Origin of the sequence: Pseudomonas sp. HY7a-MNA-CIBAN-0227 (assembly GCF_040310325.1) — a bacterium.
In the GTDB taxonomy this organism is placed as follows: domain Bacteria; phylum Pseudomonadota; class Gammaproteobacteria; order Pseudomonadales; family Pseudomonadaceae; genus Aquipseudomonas.
On record NZ_JBEOPT010000031.1, the window covers coordinates 1 to 11,512 of the forward strand.

The following is an 11,512-nucleotide window of genomic DNA, read 5'->3' on the forward strand; positions in this document are numbered from 1 at the left end:
CGCTCCAACCGATGACGTCTTCAAAGACGAAAGCACTGTCTCGGCCACCATCAAGCCGGACGGCATCACGGGCGGTAACTTCGAGAAGCTGCAAATTGTCGGCGGCGCAGCGGATACCCTCGTCAAAGACACCATCGACGATGTAACCGTGGTGCTCAAGGCCACGATCTCCGTGGATGAAGGCGGTCAGATCGTCTACACCGCGTCCCTGGTGGGCAAAAATAATGTTGCAGTCACCAACCTCGGTTCCGATCTGGTGATCAAGCTGGCCAATGGCGAGACTATTACCATCGGCAACGGCAAAACCTTCGGTACCACCAGCATTACCGCACCAAATGACCCGTATACCGGCGGCACCAACGTGTCGACCACGATCGCCACGCTGGTCAGCGGCGCGGACAAGTACGAGCACCTGACCTTCGACGGTACGCCAGCGGTCACCAAAGTGACCGACGTGAGTACCCAGACCACCCTGAGCATTACCGGCGACACGTCGGTCAATGAGGGTGACACTGCGCACTACACGCTGAACCTGACCAACCCGGCCGGCACGGAACTTACCGTGACGCTGACTTACAGCGGCACCGCCATCGACGGTTCGGACTTCAGCGGCGTGTACACCGTGAAGATCCCGGCCGGCGCCAGCAGTGTGCCGTTTGATGTCAGAACCCTCGATGACAAGCTGACCGAGACTACGGAGAATTTCGTGGTCAAGATTGCATCGACCACTGGCGGCAACTTCGAGAATCTGGTGATCGGTACCGGCAGCGCCAACACAAACATCATCGACAATGACGCCCCGCCGGTTCTCGACCTGGACGCCAACAACTCCAGCGGCGTCATCGGTGCAGACTACAAGGTGACCTTTACTGAAGGCACCGCAGGCCCTGGCGTGTCGATTGCCGACACCGATATCAGCATCACCGACCCGGACAGCACCATGCTCACCGGTGCCACGGTGATCCTGACCAACGCTCAGGCAGGTGACGTACTGAACCTTGGTATCAACGTCGGTGGCATCACCATCAACTCCAACAACCAGACGGGCACCATCACTCTGGTTCTTGAAGGCAAGGCGACGCTGGCCGACTACATGCAGCGCATCAAGAACATTACCTTCAGCAACAACAGTGAAGACCCGAGCACCACGCCGCGGATCATTACGGTGAAGGTCACCGATGGCGGCAACTATTCCAATACTGCTACCACCACGGTCAACGTGACGGCGGTCAACGATGCGCCTGTAGCGACCGGCGGCGCGATTACCGGCCAGGAAGACATCGGCAAGGCACTGCTCTGGTCGAACTTCGGTATCACCGATGTCGACTCGCCTGCCGCCAACCTTGGGGTGAAAATCACCGAATTGCCGGTGGCCGGGAAACTGCAGTTCCTCGCGGCGGATGGCGTTACCTGGACTAACGTAACCAGTGGCCAGGTCTTCACCAAGGCCCAGATCGACGATGGCAAGCTACGCTTTCTGTCAGACACCAACGAATCCGGGACCGACGGCTATGGCGGTACCGGCATGGGTAACAAGCAGGCGGATTACGCGCAGTTCAAGTTCCAGCCTACCGATAGCGTAACGCTGGGTAACGCGGCGACGGTGAAAGTCGACATTACACCGATAGCCGACGCGCCGAACCTCGCGGTGGCGAACAATAACGTCAACTCCGTAGGCCTGATCAAGGAAAGCTGGAACAGCATTTCCGGCTTGGGTAGCAACGGCAATGGTGCTGCGGCTGATGTGCTGAAAAACGCCATTGATAACGCTGGCATAGCGAACACCAAAAGCACTGTGACCAATGTCGAATCCAGCTCGAACGTCGCGGCCACCGCCGGCTCGAAAACGTCCGGCCTGATCTACATGGAAGCCGGCAAGAGCTACACCTTCAGCGGTACCGGCGATGACAGCCTGCTGGTCAACGTCGGCGGTACGAACGTGGCCAGCGCCACGTGGGGCAACAACAGCGGTAAGTTCAGCGGCACGTTCACCCCAACCGTCAGCGGGTACTACAGCCTCGAGATCTACCACGCCAACCAGGCAGGCCCTGGCAGCTATGACGTCAACCTGTCGATCAACGGCGCCACCGCGGTCAACCTGAGCAAGGCCAATGTGCCGCTGTACACCGGCGTTACCGACCTGATCAATGCCGGCGTGAACGTCTCCGATCTGCAGGGCAGCAACGGCGACGGTTACTACACGGGCTACAAGCTCAACGAAGGCCAGGAGAACGGCACGGTGAACCTGTCCAAGGTCACCACCAGCCTGTCTGATATCGACGGTTCGGAAAGCTTGAGCGTGAAGATCAGCGGCGTACCAGCCGGTGCAGTGCTCAGCGATGGTGCCGGGCATACCTTTACCGCAACGGCGGCCAATGGCACGACGACTCTGGATGGCTGGAACCTGGCCACCTTGACCCTCAAGCCTGCGCCTTACACCAGCGGCAAGTTCGACCTGACAGTGACGTCGACGTCCACCGAATCACTGGGTGGCTCGGCGAACACGATCGCGAAAATTCCAGTGGTGGTGTACCCATCGACCTACCACGAAGTGACCGGCACCTCGGGCAGCGACACGCTCAATGGCACCGACGACAACGACATCATGGTCGCGGATATCGGCGGTCTGCATGTGGTCCAGGGCCAGAACTACAACATCGCCTTCATGGTCGACAGCTCGGGCAGCATGAACGATGACTCGGTCCTGGCGGCGCAGGCATCGTTGAAATCAGTATTCGAGACACTGCTAAAGAGCATAGGTACCACCGGCGCAGGGACCGTGAATATTTTCCTGGCTGACTTTGATGATAGGGTGAACCAATCGATTTCGGTCAACCTCAAGGAAACAGGCGCCCTGGACAAGCTCATGACCGTGCTTAATTCCATGGTGTCGGGTGGCGGTACCAACTACGAAGACGTGTTCAAGGCCACGAGCAACTTCTTCAACAGCAGCACGGCTCTGGCCAACAAGGCCAGCGCCAGCGGTGCCACCAACATGACGTATTTCATCACCGATGGCCAACCGACGTACTACCAGTCGAACGAGTTGACCAACCCGTACCTGTACGACACTGTGCGACTCGACGACGTGTTGCTCGCCAGCAACTACACCATTGGCCAGGCCTATACCCTGGCGATCGATAAAACCCACACGATCAAAATCGAGACGAATGGCGACCTGTCCCTGTCGACCAACGGCGGCAAGTATTCGCTCAAAGGCCAGGTACACGCCCAGGGCGACGGCACATTCGAGTTCTCCAAACTCGCCGGCACTGGGTATGACAACTGGTGGAACGTTGACGAGGCAAACACCGGCTCGAGCGCCAGCTTCACCGCGTTGAGCAAGCTTTCCGGGGTGGAAGCCATCGGCCTGAACAAGAACGTCAGCCTCAATGACTTGTCCCCGTACGACTCCGACGGCAAGCCCCAAACCAACATCGATCCCAAGGATTTGGCCAACGCCATCCTCGGCCACACCGAAGCAACACTGCCGGGGGCCGACAACGTCAACGGTGGTAATGGCAATGACATCATCTTCGGCGACCTGGTGAGCTTCAGCGGCGTGACGGGCGAAGGCTACGATGCACTGCAATCGCTGGTTTCGCAAAATACCGGGATTGCCAATGTCACCGGCCAGGATGTGCATAAGTACATCACCGAGCACTACAACGACTTCGACGTGTCCGGCGCCAAGGACGGTATCGACCGTCTGCTGGGCGGCGCGGGCGATGACATCCTGTTCGGCCAGGGCGGCGATGATTATCTCGATGGTGGCAAGGGCAATGACATTCTGCTGGGCGGCACCGGCAAGGACACGCTGCTCGGCGGTGAAGGTAACGATATTCTGCTCGGCGGTTCGGGCAACGACATCCTGACTGGCGGCTCAGGCGCCGATACTTTCGTCTGGAGATCGGGTGACATCGGCAACGACGTGATCAAGGACTTCAAGGCGTCCGAAGGCGACCGGATTGATCTGCGGGATCTGTTAAAGGGTGAAAGCGACAGCTCCATCGACAACTTCCTCAAGATCACCACCGTGGAGGGTGTGTCGACCCTGCAGGTCAGCAGTGAAGGCAAGCTCAATGCTACCGGCGGCCTGGCCAACGCGGATGTGACCATCAAGCTGGAAGGCAATGACTGGTCGCACACCAGCATCAACTCTCTGATCTCCGGTGCCGATCCGACCATCAAGATCGATCACACCGTCTAAGACGAGGTTCATCGGCCGCCCACCCAGGGCGGCCGATGCACATTGGCGCCTCGTCACTGGCTCTGGGTGACGGTTGCACCGCATACTCACGGCTACACTTGCACCGTTAGCCTATGCTGCTGATTGCGTGCTACTTATTCCTGAGGGATTTCTATGTTTTACGTGCAACGTGATGCGCAAGGCGTGTTGATTCGCGTGGAAGCGGCTGCCTTCGCCGAGTCGACAGAAACGCTGCCGGCCGATCATCATGAGATCCAGGACTGGTACGCCAATGAAGTGGTGGAGACCAGCTTGAATCAGCTCAAGCAGAGCGACCTGGAGATGATCCGGGTACTCGACGACTTGATTCAGGTGCTGACCCGAAAAGGGGTGATCAGCGTGACCGACCTACCGCCGGCGGCCCAGGCCAAGTTGTTGGACCGTAACCAGGCGCGGGAAGCGCTGGGTGGGCTGAGTCAATTGATCGATGATGAAGAGACGGGGTTGATCTGAGGTCTCTGTAACTACGGTGACCCACAGCTATCGCTACCTGTGTATGTACACATTGTGTAGCCGCTGCTATTTCTCGCAGCTGTCGAGCCCTGGCGAGGCTGCGCTGGAGACGACTCGGTGTTGGCGTCTGATCTAATGGCGGCGTTGCGGGCGACGTAGCCTCGCTGGGGCTCGACAACGGCTACGAGATGCCCGCGGTGCCACACATAAGCCCTGCGGTGTTGCCTGTTAGCGCCACGGCGCCGGTTCGCCAAACAACTGCCCCTGCACACCAAAAATCCCCATCTCGCGAATCACCTTCAGCTCACCTTCGGTCTCCACCCGCTCGGCAATCAGCGGTAGGTCGATGCTGTGGGCGGCGCGCTGGATGGCTTCGATAAACAAACGCTTGTCGCTTTCCTGGTCGATGTCGCGAATGTAGCTGCCGTCGATCTTCAAGTACGCCAGACCCAGGCGCGCCAGGTTGCCAATCATGCTGAAGCGCCCGCCAAAACGCTGCAGGCTCAGGGAAAAGTCCAATTCCCGCAGACGATGGGTCAATTGCTCCAGCACCGCTTGTTCGGGCAGTTGTTCTTCACCGATTTCCAGAGTCAGGCGCGGGCCTAGGTTGGAATGCTGACGCAGCAGATCAAAGACCCGGTTCAGGGCTTGAGGATCGGCCAGCGTGGCAGCGGACAGGTTCAAGGCCAGTGAGTATTCGTGGCTGCCCATTTGCTTGAGCACCAGCTCCAGCATTAACCGGTCAAGGCGTGCCGACCAGCCGAACCGCTCAAGCCAGGGCAGGAAGCGCCCGGCCGGGATGGTATGGCCGTGGTCATCCACCAAGCGGGACAAGACTTTGTAATGCAAGATCAGTTGCGTGTCCTGGCTGGCCACTACCGGCTGGAAATACAGCTCAAAGCGCTGCTGGGTCAAGGCCCGATCCAGGAGAGTGTGCCAGGCATGGTGGTCGTCACCGACGCTGGCGGCAGCGGCGTGGTCGAGGCAGACCCAGCTGACATCGCCCTGGGTTTCAGCCTGGGCCAAGGCCTGGTCGGCCAGTGTCAGCAGTGCCTGGGGCGAGTCGCCGTGGGTGAAGGGGGCCAGGCCTATACAAGCAACCGGTGTGACGTCACTGGCCCCGGTGGCTTGCAGGCTGAGTAGGGTACTTTCCAGATTTTGCGCCAGTTGCAGCGCCTCTTCACGCATCAGCCCCGGGGCCAGCACCGCGAACTCACCGCCACGGATACGGGTGACCAGGTTGTGGGTTTCCGGGTATGGCTCGCATTGGCGCAGCAGTTGTTCACCGACGGCCTGCAGCAACTGGTCGGTGCGCTGCCCGCCCAGACGCTGGTTGAGGCCCGCCAGGTCCTTGACCCGCAGCAGCAGCAAATAACCGGAACTGGTTTCCTCAGGGTTACTGACCCGGGCGTTGAGTTGCATCTCAAAATAACGGCGGTTGGCCAGACCCGTGAGGGTGTCCTGATAAGACTCCACCCGCAGCTTTTCGCTGCGCTCGGCTTGTTCCTGAAACAGCGCCTTGAGTTTTTCCACCATCTGGTTCATCGCCTGTACCACCCGCCGCAGCTCCGGCGTGCGCGGCAGATCGGGCAGGCTGAGGAACTCGCGACGAGCAATGGCGTGGGATTGCTTGACCATGTAATCGAGCGGCTTCAACTGCCGGCGCAGCAGCAGCGCACCGAGCACTGCGCTTACCGCACCACAGAGCAGCAACCAGCCCAGGCTGCCCAGGGCACTCTGCCAGAGCTTGGCCAGGGCAAACATCGGATGGCTGACCACCTCGACCCGCGCCGCCTGTTCCCAGCCACGGCTGACCAGAGCGTCGCCACCGGCCGGCTCCAGGCCGATCAGCTTGACGAACCAGTTCGGCACGTCGTTGTTGTCGGGGATGCCGCTGCGCTCGGCGATGGTCTGGTCATTCGTCAGGTCCACCACGCGGATGCTCGCGTAGTAGCCGCTGTCGAAGATCGAGCTGACCAGCAACTCGACCATGGCGGGGTCGTCGATATTGGGCGTCAGGGACAGCGCAAGCGCCGTCGCCGCGTCCTGCGCATGGGAGCGCAACTGGTTCACGTACTGGGTACGCGAGCTTTCCAGGCTGACCATGAAGCTGCCACTGAAGGCGACCACCAGGAACAGACAGATAGCGATCAACAGTTGTTTGAACAGAGACATCTGAATGGTTACTCCTTGATGGCAGGCTCGGCTGGAAAGCCTTCCGCACGCATTTTTTTCAACACATCCTGCCAGCGCGACAAGCGCTTGGTGTCGCCTACTTTTTTGTTGCCCTTGGCGCCCGGCAGCCACAAGCCTTCAGCGTTGAAGGAATAGACGGGCAGCAAGTCGGTCCGCTGGCTAGCGGGCTGGATGTCATCGATCAGGCTGTCGAGCACCAGCGGCATCGCGTCTGGCGTCGAATAATAGGTCAAGACCATATGGGCTCGATTCTGACGCAAGGCCTTGACGTAGGTAATGCGCAGTTTGTCGCTGGAGACGCCCAGGTGACGCAGGCTGAAATACTTGGCGACTGCATAGTCTTCGCAATCCCCGGCCCCCTTCCATAGCGCTTCAATGGGGGTTTCCCAATAGTCCACCTGGTGCCAGAGGTCGATGTCTTCCACATAGTGCATCTGCTTGTTGAAGAACAGGTTGACCACCTTGAGCTGTTCCAGCTCGCTGACCTGCTTTTGCGTCGCCAACAGCCGCTGCCAGTCGTCAATGCGCTGCTGGCCTGCACCAAGCGGACCATACAGGTCGGTGGCCCGGCGGCTGATCTGGGAAAAATCCCAATCGGCATGCAACCCGCCAGGCAATAAGCCAGCCAGCAGCAGTGCTGAAAACAGCCAGCACACGATCCAGGAGGAAATAAAACGTACCACCAATGCGTTCAGTCCGTAGAGAGAGACGGATAATCAAGCGATGGTGAAGCTTCGACCGGCAAAAAACAATGGCACGGTGCGATCACCCCTGGCCCGCCAAGCTTATTGGCACAAGGTCTGTAAGACGTCGCCAAGCCGCGATGTGGGACGATATAGAGGGTCATGGAGCCGCTTACAAACGAAAACTTTGCCTGTTTGACAAGCTTGGATGCAAGCTCTAGTGTGCATTGGATCCAATTAGTCGAAGCCATTCTAATAAAGGAGGATAGCGTAGTCGTGACGCAGAAGCCGAACCCTTTGAGCAGCATCAACGTCAGCGGACCCATTCCCGCCCACCTCGCTCGCTCCGTAATTGAAGAAACATTGCGCAACGCCATCCTGGATGGTCGCCTGCCCTGCGGCACTGCAATGCGCCAACAAGAACTGGCCTGCCTGTTCGGAGTGAGCCGGATGCCGGTGCGTGAGGCGTTGCGCCAACTGGAGGCACAGTCACTGCTGCATGTCGTTACCCATAAAGGTGCCGTGGTTGCGCCACTGATAGAAGACAACTCAGCCGAGACCTACGCTCTGCGAATTCTTCTGGAGTCCGAAGCGTTGCGCTTGTCGATCCCGCTGCTCACGGATGACGACATCACCCAAGCGGGTGGCTACATCGCTGCCCTTGAACACGAAATCGACTACACCAAAATTGGCCGGCTCAATCGCTTGTTCCACATGGCCTTGTATGGCAAGGCGCCCAACCAGCGGTTATTGAAGCTGGTTGAACACGGCCTGAACGAAGAGGAGCGGTTCCTGCGCTTCAACCTTGAAGCCATGGGACTGTCCGAGACTTCTCAGGAGGACCATCGCGAACTGCTGAACCTGGTCGCACAAAAAAAAGTCGACGAAAGCATTCTGACCTTACGCAACCATCTTATGAGAGGGATGGAAGTCATCACGCTCTACCTGAACGGCCTGGAGCAGAATAACGAGAAAGAGCCGCTGTAGATTTACCAGGAAGCCCAGTGCTCGCTTTAAGCCACAAAGGGCTGCACCAATGGGTTGCAGGTAGCAACCTTATGGCACAACTTCAACCCGATACCTTGATCAACAATCCGCACGGCACCCCCACGGAGTCATCAGTGACGATCGTCTGCTGTTTATTCCTGCCCTGTCGCACATCGAGATGACGGGCACGGGCGTGGGATCGCTGCGCAATAGGGTCTTACACGATGGCAATCATTGCCGAGCCCGTCGACACAAACGTCGAGGCTTTGCAGGGTTTTAAGCAGTTTGTTCAGGCATTCTCCGACAGCGCGCCGGATAACGTACGCCAGTTGCTCGGCTGAGGTTGTGGTGAGCGGGCTTGTCCCATCACCACAACGTCTTATCCAGCGCTTTGCAGAACGAATGTCAGATCTTGAAGCTATCAACCAACTGCTTCAAACGGCTGGCTTGTTGCGAGAGTGCATCACAGTCTTTCAAGGTTTCGTTGAGGTTGACGACGCCCTGCTGGTTCAGCATGTTGATTTGGTTGATGTCGACGTTGAGGGTTTCCACCACGGCGGTCTGTTCCTCGGTGGCCGCCGCTACCGACTGGTTCATCCCGTCGATCTCGACGATTCGCTGGGTCACGCTGACTAGGCGTGCGCCGGCCTGGTTGGCCACCTCGACACTTTCTTCGCTGGACACCTGGCTGGCATTCATCGTCGTCACCGCCTCGCGCGAACCGATCTGCAACGAGGTGATCATCTTGTGGATCTCTTCTGCCGACTCCTGGGTCCGGTGGGCCAGGTTGCGTACTTCATCGGCAACCACTGCAAAACCGCGCCCGGCTTCCCCGGCCCGTGCCGCTTCAATCGCGGCGTTGAGGGCCAGCAGGTTGGTTTGCTGGGAGATGCCTTTGATCACGTCAAGAATGTGGCCAATGTTATCGGTGCTGGCATTCAGGTTTTCAATCTGGGTGCAGGACAGGCTGATTTTCTGCGACAACTCCGACATTGCCAGAATGGTTTTTTCCACCACTTTGCGACCGTCATCAGCTTGCTCGCTGGCACCGCTGGCGTGTTGCGATGCATCGGCGGCGTTGCGGGCGATTTCCTGAGTGGCGGCACCCAGTTCATTAATCGCAGCGGCCACACTGTTGGTGCGAGCACTCTGTTCATCAGAACCGATAATCGATGCGTTGGATGATGCCATCACTCGCTGGGACAGATCATGCACTTGACGCGTCGCCGAGGAAACTTCGGAAATCGATGCGTGAATTCGCTCGACGAACTGGTTGAAGGCGCTGCCTAGTTCACCAAATTCGTCTTTGCTTTCTACGGCCAGGCGTCGGGTCAAATCACCCTCGCCCTGGGCGATATCCTGCATGGCGCGGCCCATGGTGGTCAGCGGGCGCATCAACACCTGGATCAGCAAGCTCAATAGAACGGCAATCGCCGCGACAGCGATGAACATAGCGATCAAGGCCGACGTACGGAATTTACCCAGCTGTGCGTAGGCTTTATCTTTGTCGATCGACAGACCGATGTACCAGTCTGCATTCGGCAAGTCGCTGATCGGGGTAAAAGACAGAATTCGATCCTGACCCTTGAGGAGCACATCCTGATTGACCTTCTCGATGCGGACATTGGTACCTGGGTAGATGTCCTTGAGATTTTTCATCACCTGGTCCTGGTCCGGACTGACGATGACCTGACCGTCGCCGCTAACCAGAAACGCATGACCGATACCGCCGAAATCCACCGAGTTGATGATCTTCACCAGGGTTTGCAGGCTCAAGTCACCGCCAACCACACCGAGCAGTTCACCGTGCTTCTTGACCGGCATGGCGATGGTAACGATCAAGCCACCCACAGCGGCCATATAGGGCGGCGTGAGCATGGTCTTGTCCGCGGCGACTGCCTGCTTGTACCAGGGGCGCTGACGCGGATCGTAACTATCCGGCATTTTCGCGTCAGGACGCTGGGTGAAGACGCCATTGGTTTGGCCAACGTAGGTGAACTGAAAGTTCGACGTGAAAGCCGATTGATCGACCAACCCTGGCAGGTCAGCATTGCTGCCTTGATAGGCAATGTTTTGCGCAAGAGCTTCCAGGACCAGCACCCGGCCACTGAGCCAGTTCTGCACGCTGCTGGCCGTCAGATCGCCTGACTGCTGGATGGACGACTCCAGGTTTTGTTTGATGGTGCTGCGTTGCAGATAGTCGTTGTACAGCGTGAATAACGCGAAGGCCAAAACCACAACGCCTGACGCGGCCAACAGAATTTTATGACTGAATTTGAGATTCATTTCATCGACTTCTTTTTGCCAAAAATGGGTGAGCGTGCCGGATGCAACTTTCCATGTAACGGTATAGGCAGACTCTTCGACCGCTCTATTTCAGTGCACGTATTGCTCATCAGGCTTTCGGCCTCGTCCGGATAAAACTTAGGGATTTGTGAGATACATCCTCTTTTAATGTGAAAAACCGACCAATGGTAGCGGCTCGGGGCATTGACCAGGTCTTTGTCAATGCCATCTCTCGAGTGCGCAGTACAGACGCTTTACAGCAAGCATTACGGTTGGCTGCGCAGTCGATTGGACAATGCCGTGGATACGGCCGACTTGACTGAGGATGGCATCCTCTGACTTGCGTTGAGCCCTAAACGACAAAACCCCTGTCTGCGTTAGCAGACAGGGGTTTCGAAATTTAATCTTGACGATGACCTACTCTCACATGGGGAAACCCCACACTACCATCGGCGATGCATCGTTTCACTGCTGAGTTCGGGATGGGATCAGGTGGTTCCAATGCTCTATGGTCGTCAAGAAATTCTGTGACCAGACCGTTGCCTTTGCAGCGTGCTGGTGAAATTCATGTACTTCTACAAAAAACAAAACCCCATCTGCTTTCGCAAATGGGGTTTCGGAATTTAATCTTGACGATGACCTACTCTCACATGGGGAA

Annotated in this window: 5 protein-coding genes, 1 rRNA gene and 2 pseudogenes; 4 read left to right on the forward strand and 4 right to left on the reverse strand. The window is 57.7% G+C overall.

Annotated elements, in window-relative coordinates; genetic code table 11:
* Both AAEZ06_RS26725 and AAEZ06_RS26730 read left to right on the forward strand, forming a co-directional pair.
* Nucleotides 1-4,210, forward strand: a pseudogene (locus AAEZ06_RS26725) (LapA family giant adhesin); the annotation flags it as partial.
* Nucleotides 4,211-4,363: 153 nt separating this feature from the next.
* The gene (locus tag AAEZ06_RS26730) at nucleotides 4,364-4,702 is read left to right on the forward strand and encodes a tryptophan synthase subunit beta (protein WP_350617076.1); all 339 of its coding nucleotides are present in this window, start codon (nucleotides 4,364-4,366) and stop codon (nucleotides 4,700-4,702) included.
* A gap of 228 nt (nucleotides 4,703-4,930) precedes the next feature.
* On the opposite strand, the gene lapD is transcribed toward AAEZ06_RS26730, so the two are convergent.
* A complete protein-coding gene (lapD, locus tag AAEZ06_RS26735) occupies nucleotides 4,931-6,877 on the reverse strand; it encodes a cyclic di-GMP receptor LapD (protein ID WP_149415222.1) in 1,947 nt (648 codons plus the stop codon).
* Nucleotides 6,878-6,885: 8 nt separating this feature from the next.
* Entirely contained in the window at nucleotides 6,886-7,581 is a 696-nt protein-coding gene (gene lapG / locus AAEZ06_RS26740) for a cysteine protease LapG (RefSeq protein WP_350617078.1), read from the reverse strand.
* A gap of 276 nt (nucleotides 7,582-7,857) precedes the next feature.
* Between lapG and AAEZ06_RS26745 the strand changes: the two genes are divergently transcribed.
* On the forward strand, nucleotides 7,858-8,568 hold the full coding sequence (locus tag AAEZ06_RS26745; RefSeq protein WP_149415224.1) for a GntR family transcriptional regulator: 711 nt from the start codon (nucleotides 7,858-7,860) through the stop codon (nucleotides 8,566-8,568).
* 71 nt (nucleotides 8,569-8,639) lie between these two features.
* Nucleotides 8,640-8,909 (forward strand): annotated as a pseudogene (locus AAEZ06_RS26750) (hypothetical protein).
* A gap of 64 nt (nucleotides 8,910-8,973) precedes the next feature.
* On the opposite strand, the gene AAEZ06_RS26755 reads toward AAEZ06_RS26750, so the two are convergent.
* A complete protein-coding gene (locus AAEZ06_RS26755) occupies nucleotides 8,974-10,854 on the reverse strand; it encodes a methyl-accepting chemotaxis protein (RefSeq protein ID WP_350617081.1) in 1,881 nt (626 codons plus the stop codon).
* A gap of 404 nt (nucleotides 10,855-11,258) precedes the next feature.
* A 5S ribosomal RNA gene (rrf, locus tag AAEZ06_RS26765) occupies nucleotides 11,259-11,374 on the reverse strand.
* Nucleotides 11,375-11,512 lie beyond the last annotated feature (138 nt).

What these genes read in the sequence shown, in the direction of transcription:
- AAEZ06_RS26755 (WP_350617081.1), bottom strand. Translation starts at nt 10,854, where the DNA reads ATGAATCTCAAATTCAGTCATAAAATTCTGTTGGCCGCGTCAGGCGTT.
- AAEZ06_RS26730 (WP_350617076.1), top strand. Translation starts at nt 4,364, where the DNA reads ATGTTTTACGTGCAACGTGATGCGCAAGGCGTGTTGATTCGCGTGGAA.
- lapD (WP_149415222.1), bottom strand. Translation starts at nt 6,877, where the DNA reads ATGTCTCTGTTCAAACAACTGTTGATCGCTATCTGTCTGTTCCTGGTG.